20 protein-coding genes are annotated in these 20,664 nt (G+C 63.7%); 1 reads left to right on the top strand and 19 read right to left on the bottom strand.

What is annotated here, in order from left to right:
• Nucleotides 1–746 precede the first annotated feature (746 nt).
• From VGH98_16155 to uvrB, 19 genes are all read right to left on the bottom strand, one after another.
• Nucleotides 747–1,847, bottom strand: coding sequence for a hypothetical protein (locus VGH98_16155; GenBank protein HEY2377513.1), 1,101 nt, complete (start codon nt 1,845–1,847; stop codon nt 747–749).
• 310 nt (nt 1,848–2,157) lie between these two features.
• Nucleotides 2,158–5,130: a putative LPS assembly protein LptD gene (locus tag VGH98_16160; protein ID HEY2377514.1), complete on the bottom strand. Its 2,973-nt coding sequence runs from the start codon at nt 5,128–5,130 to the stop codon at nt 2,158–2,160.
• On the bottom strand, nt 5,127–5,918 hold the full coding sequence (tatC, locus tag VGH98_16165; protein ID HEY2377515.1) for a twin-arginine translocase subunit TatC: 792 nt from the start codon (nt 5,916–5,918) through the stop codon (nt 5,127–5,129). The genes VGH98_16160 and tatC overlap by 4 nt, the downstream gene beginning before the upstream one ends.
• A gap of 53 nt (nt 5,919–5,971) precedes the next feature.
• On the bottom strand, nt 5,972–6,748 hold the full coding sequence (ybgF, locus tag VGH98_16170) for a tol-pal system protein YbgF (protein HEY2377516.1): 777 nt from the start codon (nt 6,746–6,748) through the stop codon (nt 5,972–5,974).
• Nucleotides 6,749–6,786: 38 nt separating this feature from the next.
• Nucleotides 6,787–7,428: a peptidoglycan-associated lipoprotein Pal gene (pal, locus tag VGH98_16175; GenBank protein ID HEY2377517.1), complete on the bottom strand. Its 642-nt coding sequence runs from the start codon at nt 7,426–7,428 to the stop codon at nt 6,787–6,789.
• Between the two features lie 86 nt (nt 7,429–7,514).
• Nucleotides 7,515–8,810: a hypothetical protein gene (locus VGH98_16180; GenBank protein ID HEY2377518.1), complete on the bottom strand. Its 1,296-nt coding sequence runs from the start codon at nt 8,808–8,810 to the stop codon at nt 7,515–7,517.
• Nucleotides 8,811–8,873: 63 nt separating this feature from the next.
• Nucleotides 8,874–9,605, bottom strand: coding sequence for a TonB family protein (locus VGH98_16185; GenBank protein HEY2377519.1), 732 nt, complete (start codon nt 9,603–9,605; stop codon nt 8,874–8,876).
• The gene (locus tag VGH98_16190; protein HEY2377520.1) at nt 9,602–10,012 is read right to left on the bottom strand and encodes a biopolymer transporter ExbD; all 411 of its coding nucleotides are present in this window, start codon (nt 10,010–10,012) and stop codon (nt 9,602–9,604) included. Before VGH98_16190 ends, VGH98_16185 begins: the two co-directional genes overlap by 4 nt.
• Nucleotides 10,013–10,036: 24 nt before the next feature.
• The gene (locus VGH98_16195; protein ID HEY2377521.1) at nt 10,037–10,786 is read right to left on the bottom strand and encodes a MotA/TolQ/ExbB proton channel family protein; all 750 of its coding nucleotides are present in this window, start codon (nt 10,784–10,786) and stop codon (nt 10,037–10,039) included.
• On the bottom strand, nt 10,783–11,793 hold the full coding sequence (locus VGH98_16200) for an NAD-dependent epimerase/dehydratase family protein (protein ID HEY2377522.1): 1,011 nt from the start codon (nt 11,791–11,793) through the stop codon (nt 10,783–10,785). Before VGH98_16200 ends, VGH98_16195 begins: the two co-directional genes overlap by 4 nt.
• Nucleotides 11,794–11,806: 13 nt before the next feature.
• Nucleotides 11,807–13,105: a glutamyl-tRNA reductase gene (gene hemA / locus VGH98_16205; GenBank protein ID HEY2377523.1), complete on the bottom strand. Its 1,299-nt coding sequence runs from the start codon at nt 13,103–13,105 to the stop codon at nt 11,807–11,809.
• Entirely contained in the window at nt 13,096–13,716 is a 621-nt protein-coding gene (locus VGH98_16210) for a bifunctional precorrin-2 dehydrogenase/sirohydrochlorin ferrochelatase (GenBank protein HEY2377524.1), read from the bottom strand. The genes hemA and VGH98_16210 overlap by 10 nt, the downstream gene beginning before the upstream one ends.
• On the bottom strand, nt 13,713–14,519 hold the full coding sequence (ccsA, locus tag VGH98_16215; GenBank protein HEY2377525.1) for a cytochrome c biogenesis protein CcsA: 807 nt from the start codon (nt 14,517–14,519) through the stop codon (nt 13,713–13,715). Before ccsA ends, VGH98_16210 begins: the two co-directional genes overlap by 4 nt.
• A 31-nt stretch (nt 14,520–14,550) precedes the next feature.
• The gene (locus tag VGH98_16220; protein ID HEY2377526.1) at nt 14,551–15,735 is read right to left on the bottom strand and encodes a LysM peptidoglycan-binding domain-containing protein; all 1,185 of its coding nucleotides are present in this window, start codon (nt 15,733–15,735) and stop codon (nt 14,551–14,553) included.
• 338 nt (nt 15,736–16,073) lie between these two features.
• On the bottom strand, nt 16,074–16,571 hold the full coding sequence (locus tag VGH98_16225; protein HEY2377527.1) for a single-stranded DNA-binding protein: 498 nt from the start codon (nt 16,569–16,571) through the stop codon (nt 16,074–16,076).
• A 140-nt stretch (nt 16,572–16,711) separates the two neighbouring features.
• Complete coding sequence (gene rimI / locus VGH98_16230; protein HEY2377528.1) at nt 16,712–17,203, bottom strand: ribosomal protein S18-alanine N-acetyltransferase; 492 nt, start codon at nt 17,201–17,203, stop codon at nt 16,712–16,714.
• Nucleotides 17,200–17,871 (bottom strand): tRNA (adenosine(37)-N6)-threonylcarbamoyltransferase complex dimerization subunit type 1 TsaB, encoded by a 672-nt coding sequence (gene tsaB / locus VGH98_16235; GenBank protein ID HEY2377529.1) that lies wholly within the window; start codon nt 17,869–17,871, stop codon nt 17,200–17,202. Before tsaB ends, rimI begins: the two co-directional genes overlap by 4 nt.
• A complete protein-coding gene (tsaE, locus tag VGH98_16240) occupies nt 17,868–18,359 on the bottom strand; it encodes a tRNA (adenosine(37)-N6)-threonylcarbamoyltransferase complex ATPase subunit type 1 TsaE (protein HEY2377530.1) in 492 nt (163 codons plus the stop codon). Before tsaE ends, tsaB begins: the two co-directional genes overlap by 4 nt.
• 15 nt (nt 18,360–18,374) lie before the next feature.
• Nucleotides 18,375–20,423 carry an excinuclease ABC subunit UvrB gene (uvrB, locus tag VGH98_16245; protein ID HEY2377531.1) on the bottom strand — a complete coding sequence of 683 codons (2,049 nt, stop codon included), beginning with the start codon at nt 20,421–20,423 and terminating at the stop codon, nt 18,375–18,377.
• Nucleotides 20,424–20,476: 53 nt separating this feature from the next.
• Between uvrB and VGH98_16250 the strand changes: the two genes are divergently transcribed.
• Nucleotides 20,477–20,664, top strand: a 188-nt coding sequence (locus VGH98_16250) for a hypothetical protein (protein HEY2377532.1), incomplete at its 3' end; no start/stop codon positions are given.

A 20,664-nucleotide genomic window follows, 5' to 3' on the forward strand; every position in this document is an offset into this window, starting at 1 on the left:
GAGAGTGGAGAGTGGAGAGTGGACAGTGGAGAGTGGAGAGCTGTGCGTTCTCCAAATTTTGACACTCTGTTTCTGTCTACTCTCTACTCTCCCTACTCTCTACTCTCCACCCTCATGACGGTGCGGTGACGCTCTCTCATATGCTCCGGGCACCTTCGCCCACGGTGCCTAATGCGGATGCGACGATATCAGGATCTCGAAGTCTGGCAGCGCTCGATGGAGCTGGCACTCACGGCATATCAGTTCACCACCTCGTACCCCGATGCTGAACGGTACGGACTCGTCTCGCAGACCAGACGGGCTGCTATCTCGATTCCATGCAATATTGCCGAAGGACAGGGACGGTCTACGGCCGGTGAATTCCTTAACCATCTCTCGGTGGCACGCGGTTCACTTCAGGAATTCGAAACGCTCGCGATCCTGGCTCACCGGCTCACATATACAAACCAGAAGCAACTCGACTTATTGCTCGAGGGTTCCGAGAGCATTAGCCGCATGTTGACGGGACTGCGAAAGTCAGTCGAACGCGCTCAAGGCGCGCCGGCCGGCAGAGCCGTGGAACCGCGGGGAAGATCGAAGGCCAAGAGTAAACGCTATACGCTATAGGCTGCGCTCTACCATCTGCTCTCTGCCCTCTGCTCACGGCCTCTACTCTCTGCCCTCTACTCTCTGCCCACTGCTCTCCGCCCTCTACTCTCTGCCCTCTGCCCTCTGCCCTCTACCCACTGCCCTCTACTCTCTGCCCACTACGGCACTCTCATGAGCTCCGGGTTGCCGACGGCGCTCTGATACGACCAGTCGAACACCACGTAATCCGTCGCGACGTATGCAACTCGCACGGCGCCGTAGTGCGCGCCGTCGCTCTTTCGCGTGCTGAAAACATACCCATAGCCCGGCACGGCCTCGATCGTAACGTTCGCGAGCGCAGTCACTGGCGCCTGATCGATCGATGTCAGATCGGGAACCGCGGCGTTCCCATAGGTGGCCATCATCACGTCGGTGCGCGCCGGCTTGAACCAGAGCGAGCCGTCGGCGTGCCGCTCGATCGTGAAATCGATACCCGCCTGCGTAGCCGCAGTCACGTTGCCATAGGCGCGCGCGGTCTCGTCGTAGAACAGGAAGCCACTGCTATCCGCCCTGATGTCGTGCGAGTACACGAGCACATTGCGCGCGTCATAACGAGGCGTGTCGTGCGTCGCGCTGCTCCAGCTGCTTTCGTGCCCGTCGCGGCTCACTGCACTCACGGCGTAGCAACGCGTCACGCCATTCGCGAGGTTCGCGACGAGAAACGCGTCGGAGACGGTCGAGCCCTCGAGATTCCACGAGCTGCAGACGCTGTGCGCGGCGTCGAAGGCGGACGAGTACACGCGGTAGTAGTCGAACGCGCCGCGATTGGCGTCGAGGGCATTACTCGACCAGGCCAGTTGGATGGCGCCATTGAGTGAAATGGAATGCAGGCCCAGCGGCGCCGGCAGCTCGCTCTGCAGGTCGACGGTGATCGTCTGTGTCTGGCCGAGGAAGTTGCCCTGATCGTCGTTGGCGACGACGTAGTACTGCAGCTCCGGCACAACGTCGTGAAAGGATGGCGAGGTCGTCGTCGCCCGAAGGGACCAGCCGTCGCCCGTCGAGGCTCGGCCATAGACGTCGAATGCGGTGGCTTGTCCACTCGACGGAATATCCCAGCTCAGGATGACTCCGAGTGGCGCGTTCGGATTGCCGCTCGGGATCAGCTGATAGGTGAGGTTCGATGGCGCGTTGGGATCGATGCCGGTGACGTCGGCGAGGTCACAGCCGGCGAGAGGACCGACGAGCGCGACGACGGCGAGGAAGGTTCGAGCGAAGCGCATGCGGAGCTCCAGTGATTTCCGGAACACCACGATTGCATCGGACACGCCCGTCGACGCATCGACGAAAGTTCAAGTTACTACTTCACTTAACATTCGGGGCGCGGAGTACCCGTCCAAACGCGAGGACAGCGCGGTGGGTCCCAGAGGGAACGCGCGGAATCTCGGGACGAGTCGCGTCGAGGGCGAGCTCCAGACGCGAGACGTGAGTAATGAGATCCCGCCTTTTCGAAGTCGCACTCACGCATCTCACCCGCCATCAACGAGCCCAGCTCCGAGCCGCGAGCTCGCGCGATTTCCCGAAATTCCGGGCCTAGAAGCCGCCCGATCGAACCGTCGCCTTGTTGTAGTCAAACTTGAGGTCGGGCTCCGCCTTCAGCGCGATGAAGAAGTTGAAAGCGAAGTTGCCGTTCGTGGATTGCGTGAAGGCGAACACGGCGCGCCAATCGTGCAAGTCGCGCTGTAGGGTCACGATGTGCTGGGCGAACTGATGCTTTACGAAATCGTACTGCGTATTCCAGCTGACCGCCCATTTCTCCGTGAGCCCGAACCGGAAGTCGCCGCCCATATTGGTGACCGGCGGATTTCGGTAAACCGTGGCGCCAGGGACTCCCGCCTCGAACGGTGATTGTGCCGTGCTCGTCGTTTGGGCTTGCAACTGAGCGAGACACGTGCTGAAGACGAAGGGATCCTGCGCCGCCTCGGCCAGCTGTCTACACCGCGCCTGCGGATCGATCTGGACGACGTTGCCCGAGACAGGCCGACTGTGCTGTGATGAGAAGGTCAGGTTTGCGCTCCACCCCTGGGCCGGCGGCAGGACGTACGCGCTGCCGCGAGCACCACTGCCCGCGACTGGCTGATTCGCGAGCTGCTGCATGTACTGTTGGTTCGTCGACACCTGGTCCGGCGTCGGGGCCGACGACGGCCGCTGATCGTTGGAAACGGCGCGGCCGAACAGCTTCGTCAGCACCGTGAACGGGTTATTCCCCTGCGCGAGATTGATCGTCGCCGAGACCGACTCGAGATACGGCGAGAAGACGGCCGTATCACTGACCGGATCGCCGGCGAACAACGAATAGCCAGAGGAAAACTGGAATCCCGGTAACAGATCCGACGACAGGCTGTACGTGAAGTTGGATGTCGTTAGGCCGCGGATTGCTTTGTGCGCAGCGTGTGCACGGTCGATGTCGTACGTGAACGACGACATGTTCAGGGAGAGCAGCTTGATCTTCTCGCCCGCTTCGGGATTCGTGTCGCTCCGCGATCGAACCTTGGCCTCGACGCTCTGATTCAAGCCGAAGCTGAGCGCATTCTGCTGCAGCCCGCTGAACTCGTGCGCCTGGGAGCGGCTGAGGGCCGCGAGGTAGTCCGCGCCGACGCTCGACGCCGGCGCATAGCCGTAGCTGATCGAAGGCTGAAGCGTGTGCCGGAGCCGCAAGAACGGACCGAAGCCCGGCCACAGCCCGTACATCATGGGCGACGCGCTGAGGGAGAAGGATGGTCGCTTCGCCTGATGGACGAACTGGCCATCGCTCAGATTCGTGCGAACCCAGAATGGACCGGACGTCACGTTCGCCAGGCTCACGCCCGGCGTAACGTTGAACAGGCTCCGAAAGAGCGGCGGCAGCGTGAAGCTCGGCGTCCAGTCGACGTCCGTCTCGTACCAGTTCGGGAAGACCTGACTGCCCGCCGGGCTGCCGCTTACCGGATTCGTGAGCACGATCAATTGTGGGTAGTCGAGCACCCTTTCGTTCACGCGGAAGCTGTTCCCGAGATCATAGCCGAAGATGCGTATCGGCGTGTCGAAGCTCGTTGCGGCTGTGTACTGATCGCGCTTCGCGAGCGAGCTGTCGATCAGGCCATTCGCGCCCGTGTGGTACTGATACTGGTATGGGCCAATCTGATCGATGTGGAGCGACTGTGAGGCCGTGTAGCTGAAGTTCGGCGTCCACTGGAGCCACGACGCGACGTTGAGTGTTCCCGTACTGAGCGAGACCGTCGGTAGTGTTTGATCGACCTGGGTGCGACCTGGATACTGCGATCGCGTACCGCCGATTTGCAGCGTTGCCGGACCGATCTTGTCCGCGTAATTGAGCGCCGAACGAATCGTCGCGAGCGCCTGGTACGGATTGAAGGTGTTCTGCCGTTGCAGCTGCGTGCTGGTGACGTAGTTGACGTCGGCAGAAATCTGGCGGTCTTTCGTGAACCTCTGCCGATGGCCCCACGTGAGCGCGAGGTTCGTCTGTCCGTTGCGCTGCGTCGTGTACGACGATGCGAGACTGCCGCTGATCCAGCGGTCGAGCCAGTTGTAGCGCCATTCGCCATTGAACTTCGTCCAGCCTGGATCGCCCTGGGTCATGCCCGCGCTACTGCGCCAGTCGAGCCAGGCCGACGCGTCCATGTAGTCGTTGATCGACCAGAAGTAGCCGATGTTCTCGACGTTGCGCCGGTACGATGGATTGGTACGAATGATGTCCGACACGCCGAAGCGCGGCGTGAGAATGCCGCTGTGACGGCCCGGCCGCATATCCGAGAACAGGAACGGCAGCCACATCACGGGAATGTCCCGGATGTACAGCACCGCGGGACGCGCGACGAGCGTGTTCGCTCCCGAGCGCTTCACTTCATTGAACTTGAAGTGGTAATCCGGAATCGAGTCGGTGCAGCTCGTGAGCTCTCCGCCGAGCCCGTAGAACGCCGACGTCTTACCAGCGGCCGAATCGCCGAGGATCGCCTTGCCCTTCAGCGCACGAATTTCCCAGCTCTCGCCGTAGTTGGCCTGAAACGACGGATTGGTAATCGTAGCGGAACGTTCGTTCAGACTATACTCGAGTCGCCCGCGGCCGAAGACGTCGGCCTGACCGCTATTGGGATCGTGCATGATGAAGTTCCCAACCGCGGTCGCGACCTTCGTGCGCTGATTGTAGTAGATGCCGGTGTCGGCGAACACGGTCTGCGAATCCCCGCGCTGAACGAGCGCCCGTTTGCTCTCGGGGGACAGGATCTGGAGCCGGTCATTGGCCGCATCGAAGATGACGCGGTCGCCCTCGTAGCGCGTCGTCGTGTATCCGCTTCGCCTGAGCAACGCCTGCGTGATGGAATCGGCTGGCGTGAGGCGCAGCTTGGCGGTGATTGCGCTGTCGGCGGCGGTCGTGTCCTTCCGCGTGGTATCGCGCCGCTGGGGCTGGATGGTGGGCCGCGGCAGTCTCGGGATCTGGGCACGCGCGGCGAGCGCGGGCGCGAGCCCCATCAGGAGCGCGAGACCCGCGACGCGCCAGCGCTTCACGCCGGTACGCCCTGCTCCGCGGCCAGCTCAGCGTCGCGACGCTGCTTCTTCTTCCGGTAAATCAGGTACGAGACGGCGACGCTCACCTCGTACAGCAGGTACAACGGAATCGCGAGCGCGATCGTCGTCGTCAACAAGTCGCCCGGTGTGATGATCGCGGCCGCACCGTACGCGATTATGACTGCATAACGACGGAACTTCGCCAGCGTCTGCGGTGAGACGATGCCGAGCGCCGACAGGCCGACGATCACGATCGGCACCTCGAATACTCCACCGAAGGCGAGACACATGCTCGTCACGAATCCGAAGTACTCGGATACCGTGATCATCGGCGTGAGCGACTGCGCCTCGAGGCCGAACAAGAACTTGAGCGTGAGCGGCAGAACGAGGAAATACGCGAGCGCCACGCCGAGGACGAACAGCAGCGTCGCCGCGAAAAGCACAGGAATGACGACCTTTCGCTCATGTCGATGCAACGCCGGCGAGAGAAACGCCCACACGTTGTAGACGATCACCGGCAGCGCGACCGCGATTCCCACGACGATCGACATCTGCAGAATCGTCGAAAAGGTGTCGCCGGGGTGGGTGTAGACGAGGTGTTGGCCGCGTAGATACGGCAGCACCGGCACCTGCATCCAGAGGATGAGGTCGAACTTGAACGTGAGAAAGAAGCCGATCCCGACGCCCACGACGAGCGCACCAAGACAATAGATGATGCGCCAGCGAAGCTCCTCGAGGTGGTCGAGGAACGGCATTTCACCCGACGGCGACGACTTGGGGATTCGCATGGAGTCCAGCCTACTACACGACTGAGGCTCGAAAGAGCCGTGGCATCCGAAGCCTACTTCGTGGTTCGAAGCAGGTCACGCGCCAAGCTCGCTTCGTCGCTGTTCGGATAGTCCTTGACGATCCGATTGAGCGCGGCCTTCGCTGGCGTCGTGTTCTTCTGCGCGATGAGCGATAGCGCGTACTTATAGAGCGCGGTCGGCGCCGCCTTCGACTTCGGATATTTCGCGACGACGAGCTGGTACACGGAATCCGCTGCGGACATGTTCTTTTCCTCGGCGAACGACTGACCGATGTACAACTGCGCAGACGGTGCCTCTTCGAACGTCGGGTACTTGTCGACCAGTTCCTGGAATCCCGAGCGAGCGACGCCGAAGCTGCCGCGCTGCATTTGCTCGAAAGCGATCTGGAAGAGCTGGGCGGGACCCGGACCGCCGGCCGCAGCAGCCTTCGAGGTATCGGGCGTCGCTGGTGTCGGCGCGGTGGTCATCGCGTCGTTCCGCGACTCCATCGATGCACGCAGCTCCTGGAGACGGCGCTGGCTCTGTCCGCTCAACTCCTGAATCTGCAGAAGCTGGCGATTCATGTCGTACATGCCACCGCTCACGTTCGCCTGGAACGCGGAGAACCGCGTGCTGAGGAGACGGAGCGAATCGTTGGTTCGGACAACCAGGGCAAGGGCAGTATCGGCCTGTGCGCGTCGCGCCGTGTCCGTCTGCGCAATGGAGCTTCGCAACGCGCGCAGCTCGTCCTGCAGCACGCGGATGTCTCCCTGGCTCGCGAGGCACGCCGTCGTGCTCGAGACGAGCACGACGGATGCGGACGCGAGCACGATCGCTCGCGCCCTTTTACCCGCGGGGTACGACAACATCACGAGCCCGGCTTGTTGAGATGCGTGCCGCCAGCCGTGATCTCGAATTCGTCGCGGCGATTCTGCGCCCACGCACTCTCGTCATGTCCGTCGGAGACTGGACGACCTTCGCCGTAGCTGATCGTCTCGATCCGCGTTGCCGCAACCCCGCGCTCCGTGAGATAGCGCTTGGCAGCCGCCGCACGACGCTGACCGAGTGCGATGTTGTACTCGACCGAGCCGCGCTCGTCGGTGTGTCCAGCGATACGAATCGTGACATCCGGATTCGCCGCGAGCACCGGCACCTTGGCGTCGAGCGTCGCGCGCGAGTCGTCTCGGAGGTCCGACTTGTCGAAGTCGAAGTGAATGACGGCGGTGACCGTATTGCGGAGACCGGTCTGCGCGCCGGCTGCCGCGGCCTCCTCGTTGGCACGGCGAACGCTATCGTCGTACGCGCGCTGACGAGCGAGCGCCGCGTCACGCGCCGCTTGGGCGCGCGCGATCGAGTCTCTGATCGCCGTACTGTCGACGGCCGTTGCCTGCGGCACGGGCGCTGGCGCCGGAGCTACTTCCGGCTTCTTGTGACACGCGCCAACCAGCATGGCCGACGCAAGTAGTACGACGGATACCGAACGACCCGCGGCACGAGGTTGTGCTGTCATCGAAGATTCTCTCCTGAGAGATGAGGTGGGGAAGGACATGTCGGGACTGCAGGAGGGACTTCCGGTGCCGAATGAACGGCGCCGTCTTACTGACGACTGGCGGCGCTTGTGGATGCACTCGACCCGAGTCGCGGCGACCACGCAGGCAACTGGGCGCCGGCCACGCGGGTGAGTTGGCGCAACCGTCCAGATTCCGTGTCGAGCACCCAGAGTTCCCTCCCCCCGCCGCGGGTCGAGGCGAACACGAGATGTCTGCCGTCCGGCGCCCAGGACGGCTGTTCATTCGAGCCTTCGCTTGTGAGCAACTTCGTACTTCGGTCACGCAAGCTGATGGTCATGATCTGAAAACGACCGTCTGCAAACTGGGACTGAAATGCGACCAGCCGCCCGTCGGGCGACCAATCGGGATCGGAGCGATAATTCTTGTCGCCAAAATCGAACGAGGTGAGAAGCTCGGCGTTCGTTCCATCCGCGTCCATAATATATATCTCCGGATGGCCAACACGACCCGAGGTGAACGCGAGCCGTCGCCCGTCGGGGCTGAAGGACGGCTGCACGTTATCCGTACCGCGTCCCACGGAGATGCGCCTCGGCGCCCCATCGTCCGCCGCGACCAGATAAAGATCGGATCCCTCGTCGTCCGCATGCGCGTAGACAATGGAGGCACCGTCAGGTGCAAAGACCGGCGTCAGGTTCGCGTGCGTCGGCGTCGCGTTATGCAGGATGCGTGACTTGCCCGTGCGCAGATCGAGGACATTGATGCGCGACGCCGTTCCGAACGTCGAGTACACGATCTGATTGCCGGCGAAATTCCACGCCGGCGACATCGCGTTGCCGGTGACCGGAGTCACCTCGTCGTCGGCTCCGTCGCTGTCGGCGATGTGAATGTGCTGACCCGCGATGTACGTGATGCGAGTCTGCGCGATCCCTTTGAGGCCGGTGATCCAGCGCTCGATCTCGTCGGACACGCCATGCACGGACAACCGCCATTCCTTCGAATTCGCGCGGCCGGTGAGCGGAAAATCCTGCACGTTCATGACGCTGCCCTTCGCGACATCGTGCAGGGCGACGTGGAGCGAGCCGTCACCGACGGTCGCCTGAATCACCGCTGCCGCGCCAAGCCGCGAAAACAGCGGATAATTCAGTTCGGCACCCGGCGTCTTGCCACGAAAGGTCGACGGATCGGACGCATCCAAAGGGACGATGGTAAAGCGGTCACTGTAATCGAAGTCACGCTGCACGATCATGCGGACCGAATCACCCGACGACCCCGTCACCGGCAGCACCGCCAAGCCGGGACGCGACGTTGGATCGTACGTGAGACCGATCGTGACGCCGCGCTTTGTCGTATCCTGGGCGTGCGCACGCTGCGCGGGCAGCACGAGAACAACGGCTAAGCAGAAGCAGAGAGAAGAACGCATCTCGAATGGGAACCGGGATCTGAGTTAACGCAGCCGAGGATCGAATTTGAACGTGACCGGCAGCGATTCATCAGTATAGCCACTCGGAAGCGGCCCGAAGGCTTTCGCATTCGCCGCGGCCTCGACGGCGCCCTGGGCGTCCGCGTCGAAGGAATAGGCACCGGATCGTGTCACGATCTGGATGCCCTTCACCGATCCATCGCGGTTGATGATGAAGAAGACCTCCGCATGGAGCGCGCCCCGTGAGGAAGTTTTAAACCGAAGGGCGATCTGCCGGACGATGTTCTCGAGGTACCCGGGGTATGGGAAATCGATCCCGCCTGTGCTCACCGTCACAACGTCAGTGCCGCGGCCGCCTTCCTCACCGCCAGCGGCGGTGGTTGGCGTTTTCGTCGCGGGCTTTGTTTCGGTCGGCAAGGTTGGGGTTGCCTCGGTGGCCGCCGCTTTTTTTGACGGTTTTGCCGTGGGGACCGGCATTTCGTGAGGCGCGATCTTTGGCCGCACGGGCGGAGTAGGCGGTGTCGACGTCGGCGCCACAGGCTGCACGACACCGACGTTGCGCGGCCCGGGCGGCGCGGCGAGGAGATCGACGCGGTACACGGGCGGCGAGGGCGGCGGCGCGGTTGGGCGAAGAAGAAAGAACAAACCGATCAGCAATCCATGAAGAAGGAGCGAGCCGGTGAACGGACCCGCGAGCATCGGTCTCGCGTTAGGCAAGAGCGACTCTTGTTGACGCGCGCCACTCGGCGACGTCACCGGATGTCCTCCGGCTCCGTCACGAGGCCAACGTCGCCCACGCCGGCCGCGCGCATCACCGCCAGAACCTGCACGACCAGCCCATAGCCGACATTGCTGTCGGCGCGCAGATACACGCCCTGTTTCGACTGCTGCGCCGCGAGCGCGCGGAATGCCGCGCGAAATTCGGGAAAGGACATCTTCGTGTCGCCGACGTGGATCTCGCCCGTGCGCGTCACTTCCACCACCAATCCGCCCTTCGACTCGAGCGGCCGAGACTCGGCCCGAGGCAGGGCGATGTCGACGCCCCCCTGCATCATCGGCGCCGTGATCATGAAGATCACGAGCAGTAGCAACATCACGTCGATGAGGTTGACGACGTTGATGTCGGCGTTGAGGGCGATGCGATCCCGTCGGCGGCGGGCCACGTCAGGCGTCTCCGCGTGCGATCATCAGATCTGTCCCTCGCGCACGAGCAACGCAATCGTCGCGGTGCCGAAGCTCTCCATCATGCCGTCGAAGCGATTCAGACGGCCCGCGAAGATGTTGTAGCCGAACGTCGCGGGAATGGCGACGACGAGCGCCGCTGCCGTCGCGATGAGCGCTTCGGCAACGCCCGGGGCCACCGCCGACAGATTGCCGGAGCCTTTCGTCGCGATGCCGATGAACGCGTCGATGACGCCGAGGACGGTACCGAGAAGTCCGATGAGTGGGCTCACCGAGGCGATCGTCGCCAGCCACGGAAGAAATCGTCCGAGCCGGTCACGCTCGGTCGAAGCGTCGGTCTCGAGGAGCAGGTGCAGCGTCTCGATCTGCGATCCGCTCAGCGTCGCCATCGCCGGCGCGCGAACGGCGACGTCGCCCGAGTCACGCTCGCGCGTCTGCTGATTGCGAACGCGCGTATCGGAAACGAAGTGCGCCGCGCGCATGAAGAGCCGTGTGAGCGCGTTAGGCGCCGTGACTTTGGCGAGCGCACCGGCCTCTTCGAGGCGCGTCGCGCGCTCGAAGTCGCGGAAGAAACGCAGCGACGTCCGTTGCGCGCGCGCCAGCTCGCGCCAGAGCGCGAACATCATTGCCCAGCTCAGGAGCGAAAGCAACGCGAGGATGACGAGAACCACCTTCGTCAACATCGTCGCGCCAGTGATCAACTCGATCGGCGTCGCCGGCACTGCGCCACGAATCTGCAGTATCGCAGCGATCATCGCCGCGCTCCCGTTCCTTTCGCCGCGGACGGCGCTGCTTCCCGCGTCGTTTTTCCGTGCCGTTCGGCGAACCATGCCAACGTGCGCGAGAGCCCTTCCTCGAGCGACGCTTTCGGCCGCCAACCGAGGAGCGACCCAGCCTTCGAGATGCTGACCACGGATCGCTGCTGCTCGCCGGGTCGTTTGGGCAATGGTTCGACCAGCACGTCGGAGCGCGCCACTCGCTTGAGCACGCGCGCCAGCTCGGTGACGCTCGTCTCGACGCCTGTGCCGACGTTGAAGGCGCGCGCATCGAGACGTTCCGGCCTCGGGAGCGAATGCGTACCGGCCAGCGCCGTGGCCTCGGCGACGTCGCCGACGAAGACGTAGTCGCGCGTTTGAGAGCCGTCGCCGAACACGGATAGTGGACGGCCATCCAGGATGCGACCGCAGAAGATTGCGACGACGCCCGCCTCGCCATGCGGATCCTGACGCGGGCCGTACACATTCGCGAACCGGACGCACACCGTGTCCATGCCGTGCACGCGCGCGTAATACGCCAGGTAATACTCGGCGCTGAGCTTCGCGATGCCGTACGGCGACTCGGGGTCCTTCGCGTAGTTCTCGACGTTAGGCGGGTCGACGAAGTCACCGTACAACGCGCCCCCCGTCGACGAGAAGACGAATCGCGTCCGCCCGCCACGACCGCTCTGCCGCAGCGCCTCCACGAGGTTCAGCGTGCCGCCGATGTTGATGCTCGCATCCATTGCCGGGTCGGCGACGCTCTTGCGGACGTCGATCTGCGCCGCGAGATGAACGATCACGTCGTACGGCGTCTGCTTGACCAGCTGCGCCGCCTCGGGCGAGCGAATGTCGAGCTCGTGCAGGCGCACGCGTGGGTCGACGTTCTCGCGGCGCCCGGTCGAGAAGTTATCGAGGACGTCCACCGCATAGTCGCGAGCGAGGAAGACGTCCGCGACGTGCGAGCCAATGAACCCGGCGCCCCCGGTGACTAGTACACTCGGCACTCGTGCTCTCCTTTCAGGTCAGGTCGTGATGGTGATCTCGATCACTCGAGGATTCGGCCGGCGAGCTGTCGTCGAGACCAAAGAGATAGCGGACAGCGTCGACAATGCCCAGCCCCCGCCCATTCGCGGCGGCGGCACGCAAGCGCACCGTCGGGCCATGTAAGAACTTGTTCATCAATGAGTGCGACAGCTGCTCGACGACCGCCCGATCGGCGGGCGTGAGATGATCGAGGTGCCGCAGTGCGGTTGCGACTTCACGCTCGCGTAGATGCTCCATCTCACCGCGGAAATGGGTGAGTACGGGAACGGCCGACAATCCGGTGAACCACTCCCAGTACCGCTCGACTTCCCTCGCGATGAGGTCCTCGGCGGTCGGCAGCTCGGAGCGGCGACGCTCGACGTTCGTCGTCACCACCGCGCGCAGGTCGTCGAGATCGTAGAGGAAGACATTGTCGAGCGCCCCGACGGCCGGATCGACGTCGCGCGGCATCGCGATGTCGAGGATGCATAACGGGCGATCGCGTCGTCCGCTGACCGCGGTTTGCAGGCGTTCGAGCGTTACCACGGGTCGCGGTGCCGAGGTCGAACAGAGTAACACGTCGACCTCGTGAAGCGATGCCCAGCATTCGTCGTAATGCATCGCCAACGCACCGTGACGCGCGGCCAGTGCTTGCGCGCGCTCGTAGGTGCGATTCGCGACGATCGCGGCGCGCACGCCCTCGTTGACGAGGCACTCGAGCGCGAGCTCTGCCATCTCCCCCGCCCCGAGGACCATCGCGCGACGTCCCGCGAGGGATCCAAAGATTTGTCGGGCCAATTGGAGGGCCGCCGAGCTCACCGAGGCCGCGCCGCGTCCGATCGCCGTCTCGCTACGCACGCGTCCCGCGACGAGCAGCGACGTCTGAAAAAGTCGGTTGAGCACTGCACCGCTCTCGCTGCGGCACGCAGCCCACGCGTCGCGCACCTGGCCGTGAATCTGCGCTTCGCCGAGCACCATGGAGTCGAGGCCGGACGCAACATGAAAAAGATGCGAGATCGCATCGCGGTCGCGACGAACGTAGCCGTACGCCGATGCCTCCTCGCCGAGTCGGGACGAGAGCGTCTGCCAGATGCCTGGTGCCACGTCGGTGTCACCCTCGACCGCGTAGAGCTCCGTGCGATTGCACGTCGACAACAAAACGCCTTCACGCAATCCAGACTCGGTGCGCAGCGCCGACAGCGTCGGCACGAGCTCCGCCGGCCGATAAGCGACCTTCTCGCGCACGGCGAGCGCGGCGCCCTGATGGCTGATGCCGGCGACGACTATTGCCATTCCGCGAGCCGCTCCGAGAATTCGCCGCTCTCCACCGACTCGCAGAAGTCGTCGGCGAGTAATGCGCTTGCTGCCGATCGCCATGCCGATCGGTCGTCGTCCTCGAGAAGACGTTGACGCAGCCGTGCGAGGTCGCGAATCGCTGCCGCGTACCGATCGTCGAGGCGGCGCGCGAGATCGTCACGCACGCGCGCCGAGGCGCGCGGAACGCCCCCCGACGTCACCGCCACGAGCAGATCACCCGAGCGATGGACGGCCGGCATGACGCAGGTGCCGGCGGCGGGGTCGCCCGCGACGAGCACGAGGCGATGCGCTCGGCGGGCGTCGGCCGCGATACGCAAGTTGAGCGCGTGGTCGTCCGTTGCGGCGAGGACGAGCGTCGCGTCGCCGATGGCCGCCTCGTCGTAGAAATCGTGCTCGATGAGTAGATGCTCATCGGCCGCCTCGCGCTCCTGCAAGGCATCCGCGACGCGCGGCGCGCGTACCCGAACCAGCGCACCGCTGTCGAGCAGCGAGAATATCTTGCGAGTCGCCACCGCGCCCCCGCCAACGACGAGCACGATCATCTTGCTCGCGTCGAGCACCAGCGGCAGTCCGAACGAGGCGCTCATAGGAACTTCCCCGCTGCCGGACCCGCGACCCGGATCGCAACATACAACAAGAGGACCGCGGCGAAGGTGATGCTCGAGTACACCGCGGCCCGCCGCGCCTGCCAGCCGCCGAGCACGCGCCCAACCGCGATTCCACTCACGGCAACCCATGCCCCGGTGCCCCACATGAGCTGTGGGAGGTTCATCTCGCGATAAGCAATGGAGTACGCGCCAGCCAGCACGACGCCAAGCGTCAATCCCAGCCAGCCTGCGATGGCCGCGACATGGTTCACTCGATCGAGTGTGGCCAGTGGCGGGAAAAATCGGAAAATCGCGCCGAACCGACGGGATTTGAGCTCACGGCGTTCGATGAGATACATCGTTCCCGCCGCCGCCGCCGTCGCGAAGGCGGCAATACCGACAAAGCTCAGCGCGATATGTGCGAACAGCCACGCGCCTCTCACGCCCGGCGGCTCTCGTCCCGGAATGAGACCGATGATGTTCGCGAACGTCGTTGGAAGTGCCGCGAGCGGCGCGGCAACGAGCGTGAGGGACACCTCCTGCGCGAGCAATTCCACCAGAAGCAGCGTCGCGGCGAGGACGAAGCCGGCAAACGACAGTGCCGGCCCGAGCCCCGTCATCGGAACCGCGCTGATGCTGCGCGCAAAGAGGACGAGTGCGATTGCGTGCGTCACGACGCCAGCTGCGAGCAGCGTGATGACGCCGCGAACTGGCGCACCCACCGGGCGAGCAAATGGCGTCGCGGCCACAGCGGCCGCGCCGATGTAAAATGAAATGGCGACGAAGTGGGCGATCGCGATCATGCGTCGCCCCAATCTATAGTCTGGACGAGCCTTACGGCATCGTCGCGACGCGTCGCACCAGCGTTCCGGCCTCGATTTTCGGGTGTTTCTCGCCCGTGATCATCAGCGTCGTCGCGTACGACGTGACTCGCACCGCCTGTGCACGCGCGATCGGAATCTCGGGATCGGCGAAATCGGAGCCCTCGGTCTTGTGATGCGGCTCGAACAGCATGAATTCGTCCCCGAGCTTTATACCGTCGCGCGTCGTTGCATCGATGAGAAGGTAGTCCTGAACGCCCGGCAAGATCGGCATTCCGCTCACCAGCTTCACGGTGCTCACAACCGAATCCGCGACCGGCTCCGGATGCCCAAAAATGTGTAGCGACGCGCTGTCATAGGGCATGAGGTGCTGATCGGCCATGATCTCACCATACATGCGTATCACTTGCGCAATCGCGGCTTCACGATCTCGCGGAGCCCTCGTGACTTCGATCACGCCCGTGGGAACGATGACCTGGCCCAAGTCCTCGACGTACGGGCCGAGGGTATAGGTGACGTAGCGATCTCCCTCGGAAGCCGCGGAACCGACGGGCGGCGCGATGAGCAAATCATCATGCAGCTGCGCCCGATCTTTGAGGTCTTGGCCAGCAAGCGTAACGGAAAGGTTGACGATCTTCTGGATGCGTCCAGAGCCGCGCGGCCCGCCCGAGCGATCCACGAATGGCGCCGAGACGTACGTGCCGAGTGTAACCGCTGGCGTGGGCGCTTTCTCGCGCGGACGACGCTGCACGATCGGCGCGGCGACGCGCTGGCGCGGAAAGATTGTGGGGCCATCCAGCACGCCGATCGGTGGCTCGTACACGGGCACCGGAGCTCCCGTCGCCGATGGCGACACGGGCGCTGCCGATGGCTGAGCTACGGGTGCTGCTGTCGGCACGGGCGCTGTCGGTACGGGCTCACCCGCTTGCTTCACCGGCGGCGGCGCCTCGGCCACGATCGGAGGCGTCGTGCCTGGTGTCGGGAGCTTCAATAGCTCGCCCGGATAGATCCAGTGCGGATCGTCGATCACATCGGTGTTCAGCCGATAGATCTCCGGCCACAGGAATGAATCCCCGAGGTAGAACTTCGCGAGATCCCACAGCGTGTCGCCTCGCTTGACCGTGTGGGAAACGCTCGTCGTGTCCTGTGCACCGAGCTTCGACGTACCGAGCAACGCAAGGACGAGCGTCGCGATCACCGCCGCGCTCGACGTGCGGAACCTGAATTGAGCATGCCCCCTGCGAACTGCTCGGCGGACCATAAAGCACTCCGGTTCGGTCGTGATGTCCGAGATAAGCCGCACACAGAAGACGAATTGCCAGCGCGGAAGAAACGGGGTTGGCAGAGGGTTGAGGGTGGCGGGTGGTTCGTGCTTGGTGGTTGGTGGTTGGTGGTTGGTGGTTGGTGAAAAGGAATGGCCGGCGCAAAGCGCCGGCCTTCCGCACCACCAGTTACCAACGACCAATGACTCACCACCAGCCAACAACCAATGACTCACCACCAGCCAACCACCGCCCACGAACGACCCGCCACCAACTAGAACGGCAGGTCGTCGTCTTCGTCTTCCAGCGCGCCCGGGAAGTCCTCGAAGTCATCGCCACCAGCTGCTGCCTTGGCCTTCTGAGTGGCAGCCGCGCGGCTCGGACGCTGGCTTGCGCCCTCGCCGTCAGTATCAGCGCTACCACCGCGTGGAGCGCCGAGCATGATGAGCTCCCGAACGTTGATCTCCGTGCTGTACCGAGTCTGGCCCTCTTTGTCCTGCCACTGACGGTACTCGATTCGGCCCTCGACGTAGATCTTGTCGCCCTTCTTGACGTACTTCTCGACGATGTCGGCGAGCTGTGACGCCTTCGAATTCCACACCACGCACCTGTGCCACTCCGTTTTCTCCTGCTTCGATCCGCCGGCGTCGTTCCACGTCCGGCTTGTCGCAAGGGAGAAGGTTGCAACGCGATTTCCACCCGCGGTGGACCTGACCTCGGGATCGTTCCCGAGATTTCCCATCAGCATGACCTTGTTCAGGCTACGGCTCACGTAATCCTCCTGGCGAGAGGGGCCTCAGTCTCGCCGCGTACAGTGTCATCCAACCCATTGGAACGCCCAACCGAATTCACGCACCTCGAACAGTTTCTTGGCGAGACTGCTCAAGCTCCTCTACCACAACTACTTCCGCTTTACAGCTGAGAATGTGGATTAACAGCGGCCGGCTCCGTTCTGCGCAGGATCACGGCGTCTTCCACCGGCTGACGATAGTAGCGACGGCGACGTCCGACCTCGGCGAATCCACGTGACTCATACAATTGCCTCGCCCTCAGATTGGAGCTTCGAACCTCGAGAAACACCTCGTCGGTCCTCTGGCGTCTGGCTTCCTCGAGCGCGGCATCGAGCAGCGCCGACCCGACGCCATGTCCACGGGCTTCAGGATCGACCGCGAGGTTCGCGATCTCACCCTCGCCGCCAGCGAACCACGCGACAACATAACCGAGCACTCGTGTTGCGGCAGCGCTGTCCGACACATCACGCCGCGCGCACGCGAAGTACATCCGCGAGTGACTCAGAACGTCGTAGAAAGCCCGCTCCGACCAAGGATCGGAAAATGACCGGCGTTCGATATCCGCAATTGTCGCGATATCGTCATCGTGGACCAGACCCACGCGCGCCATCATGAGGGTGTCCCGTCCACTGGCAGCGGTTGGCCATGGGCCGCCTCCCATCGCATTTGCGCTTCCGCCTTACGCCCGTAGCCAGGCTCCCAATTGGCCAGGTCGATGGGCCCGCTTGCAGCGATAATCGATTCGAGAGCCATCGCGCCGCGAGCGTGAGGCGCGCGCTCGATCTTCTGCCCGCGTCCCATCGTTGTGGCGCCAAGGTTTCTCGCCACGTTCACGACATCCTGCTGGCTTATTAGACGCTCCGACATGAGGACTCCAATCGCTCCGCTCGCCTCGACCGAGTAGCCGGCAACGTACGCTTCACCTCGCAGCGCGTCGAGGACAGCGAGATATCGCCCCGGTCGCGGCTCGCCGTCACCGGCGGCAAGAAGTGCCAGCGAAGAGACCGCGTAGAGCGGACAACCGATGCCCATCGCGATTCCCTTGGCGATGGACGCGGCGATCCGAAGGCTCGTGAAGCTTCCTGGACCAGCGCCGCACAGGACTCGAGACAGATCGCGCGCCATGACGCCCGCGCGCGAAATGGTCGCCGCGACCGCGGGCATCAGCGCCTCCGATTCGCGTCCTCGCATCGCCGCCTCGGCCTCGGCGAGGACGTGTCCGTCGCGCAAGACAGCCGTGGTTCCGACGTACGTCGAGGCGTCGACGACGAGCGTGATCACCCGTGATCTCCGAACTTTTGCTCGCCGACATGACCACCGGCATACAGAAGACGCCGCGTCGGGTCCTCGGGAAGGTGCTGCAGGTGGATCGGCACGTGGTCGCTCGGAAGCAGATCACCCGCGCGCTCCGCCCACTCGATGAGGATCAGCGCATCCGACGCGAGAATCTCGTCCCAGCCGAGGTTCGGAAGCTCGTCCGGTCCGCGCAACCGATACAGGTCGAGATGAAACACGGGTGAGCGCGAACCCGAGAACTCGTGAACGAGTGTGAACGTCGGGCTGGTTATTTCGTTAGGCACGCCGTATCCGCGACAGATGGCGCGCGCGAGGGTTGTCTTTCCCGAACCGAGATCGCCGCTGAGCGCGACCACCAGCGGAGGGCGCACGGCGCGCCCAAAGCGCTCTCCCCATTCGACGAGCTCGGACTCGGTGAGGGCGAGGTGTCCTCGCGCCGCGAGCGGCGGCACCGGCTGCCGATGGCCGTCCATGTGAGCGACGCGACGTCAGCGGCCGGCGCGGGAGCCGCCACCCGCGGTTTGCGCGGTCTTCTCCGACGATGCCCCCCGGGCACGCACCTCGAAAAGCTGGTCACGCAACTGCGCGGCGAGCTCGAAATCCATGGCCGCCGCCGCTTCGCGCATCTGCTGCTCGAGCATCTTCTCGAGCGACTCGGTATCCATCACCGGATAGCCGCGTGCCGGTTCGGCGACGCGTCGATCCTGGCGCTCCGTCATTCGCGCATCGGCAACACGTGTACTGAAGCGAACCTGATCGACGCTCTTCGTGACCGTAGTGGGGGTGATGCCATGCTCTCGGTTGTGCTCGACCTGCAGCTCGCGACGGCGACCGGTCTCCTCGATGCAACGCTGCATCGAGCCCGTCATACGATCCGCGTAGAAGATCGCGCGACCATGGACGTTTCGAGCCGCCCGGCCGACGGTCTGGATCAACGACCGGTCGCTCCGGAGAAATCCTTCCTGGTCGGCGTCGAGAATCGCGACCAGCGAGACCTCGGGCAGGTCGAGTCCTTCGCGGAGGAGATTGATCCCGACCAGCACATCGAACTCGCCGAGTCGCAGACCACGCACGATCTCCATCCGCTCTATCGCGTCGATGTCGGAGTGCATGTAGCGCACTCTCACGCCGACCTGCTGGAGATAGTCGGAGAGGTCTTCCGACATCCGCTTCGTCAGCGTCGTGACGAGCACGCGCTCGCCCCGGCGCTCGCGGATACGAATCTCGTTGAGCAAATCATCAACCTGTCCGCGGACAGGTCTGATCTCGATCTCCGGATCGACGAGTCCGGTGGGCCGAATGATCTGCTCGACGACCACGCCCTCGGATAATTGGAGCTCCAGCTCCGCCGGCGTGGCCGACACAAAAACGGCGCGCGGCGTGAGCGAGAGGAATTCGTCGAACATCAGCGGCCGGTTGTCGAGCGCACTCGGCAAACGGAAGCCGTACTCGACGAGTGTAAGCTTTCGGGCGCGATCGCCGTTGAACATCCCGGCAATCTGCGGCAGCGTGACGTGCGACTCGTCGACGACAACGAAAAAGTCCTCGGGGAAGTAGTCGAAGAGACATGCGGGCCGCTCACCTGCGGCTCGTCCCGAGAGATGCCGTGAGTAGTTCTCGATGCCCGCGCACGTGCCGATCTCGAGCATCATCTCGACGTCGAAGTTCGTGCGCGACTCGAGTCGCTGGGCCTCGAGCAATTTCCCCTGCTCGCGCAGCAATGTCAGGCGCTCCTGAAGTTCGTCACGAATGAGCTTGACTGCTCGCTCGAGCGTAGGCCGCTGCGTGACGAAATGCTTCGCCGGATAGATCGCCGCGCGGTCGAGCGTGGCAATCGTCTCGCCGGTGAGGACGTTGATCTTGGAAATGCGTTCGACTTCGTCGCCCCACATCTCGACGCGAACGCCCTGCTCTTCGTACGCCGGAAAGATCTCCACGGTGTCGCCGCGAACGCGGAACGTGCCGCGCTCGAACGCCACGTCGTTACGACTGTACTGAATCTTTACGAGTGACCGAAGAATCTGATCGCGCGCGATTTTCTCACCCTTCGTCAGGGTGACCATCTGCTCCTTGTACTGCACCGGATCGCCGAGTCCGTAGATGGCCGAGACCGTGGCGACGATGACGACGTCGTCACGCTCCATGAGACTCGACGTCGCGCGCAGACGCAGCCGATCGATGTCCTCGTTGATCGACGCGTCCTTCTCGATATAGGTGTCGGTCGACGGGACGTACGCTTCGGGCTGATAGTAGTCGTAGTACGAGATGAAGTACTCGACCGCGTTATGTGGGAGAAAGCTCTTGAGCTCTCCGTAGAGTTGCGCCGCGAGCGTCTTGTTGTGGGAGAGCACGAGGGTGGGCTTGCCGTGCTCCTTGATGACGTTCGCCATGGTCATCGTCTTGCCAGATCCGGTGACCCCGAGGAGCGTCTGGAAGCGATCGCCGCGCTCGAGTCCCCGTGAAAGCTCGGCGATGGCTCTTGGCTGGTCGCCGGCGGGTTTGAATGGCGCTTGGAGATCGAAGGCGGCGCGGGGCATGAGCGCAATATAGCATGGGGGCCGGGATTTGTTCGGGAAGCCAGGCACTCGGAATGGGCGAACGAACGCCGGATGTCGCGGAAGAAAGGCGCGTCGAAAGGAGCGCGTCGAAGACGGCGCGTCGAGAACGGCGCGTCGAGAACGGCGCGTCGAAAACGGCGCGTCGAAAACGGCGCGTGGAGAACGGCGCGTCGAGAACGGCGCGTCGAGAACGGCGCGTCGAGAACGGCGCGTCGAGAAC

Source organism: Gemmatimonadaceae bacterium (assembly GCA_036496605.1).
Lineage (GTDB): Bacteria > Gemmatimonadota > Gemmatimonadetes > Gemmatimonadales > Gemmatimonadaceae > AG2.

What these genes read in the sequence shown, in the direction of transcription:
- VGH98_16155 (HEY2377513.1), bottom strand. Translation starts at nt 1,847, where the DNA reads ATGCGCTTCGCTCGAACCTTCCTCGCCGTCGTCGCGCTCGTCGGTCCT.
- tatC (HEY2377515.1), bottom strand. Translation starts at nt 5,918, where the DNA reads ATGCGAATCCCCAAGTCGTCGCCGTCGGGTGAAATGCCGTTCCTCGAC.
- pal (HEY2377517.1), bottom strand. Translation starts at nt 7,428, where the DNA reads ATGACAGCACAACCTCGTGCCGCGGGTCGTTCGGTATCCGTCGTACTA.
- VGH98_16195 (HEY2377521.1), bottom strand. Translation starts at nt 10,786, where the DNA reads ATGATCGCTGCGATACTGCAGATTCGTGGCGCAGTGCCGGCGACGCCG.
- hemA (HEY2377523.1), bottom strand. Translation starts at nt 13,105, where the DNA reads ATGGCAATAGTCGTCGCCGGCATCAGCCATCAGGGCGCCGCGCTCGCC.
- VGH98_16210 (HEY2377524.1), bottom strand. Translation starts at nt 13,716, where the DNA reads ATGAGCGCCTCGTTCGGACTGCCGCTGGTGCTCGACGCGAGCAAGATG.
- ccsA (HEY2377525.1), bottom strand. Translation starts at nt 14,519, where the DNA reads ATGATCGCGATCGCCCACTTCGTCGCCATTTCATTTTACATCGGCGCG.
- rimI (HEY2377528.1), bottom strand. Translation starts at nt 17,203, where the DNA reads ATGATGGCGCGCGTGGGTCTGGTCCACGATGACGATATCGCGACAATT.
- tsaE (HEY2377530.1), bottom strand. Translation starts at nt 18,359, where the DNA reads ATGGACGGCCATCGGCAGCCGGTGCCGCCGCTCGCGGCGCGAGGACAC.
- uvrB (HEY2377531.1), bottom strand. Translation starts at nt 20,423, where the DNA reads ATGCCCCGCGCCGCCTTCGATCTCCAAGCGCCATTCAAACCCGCCGGC.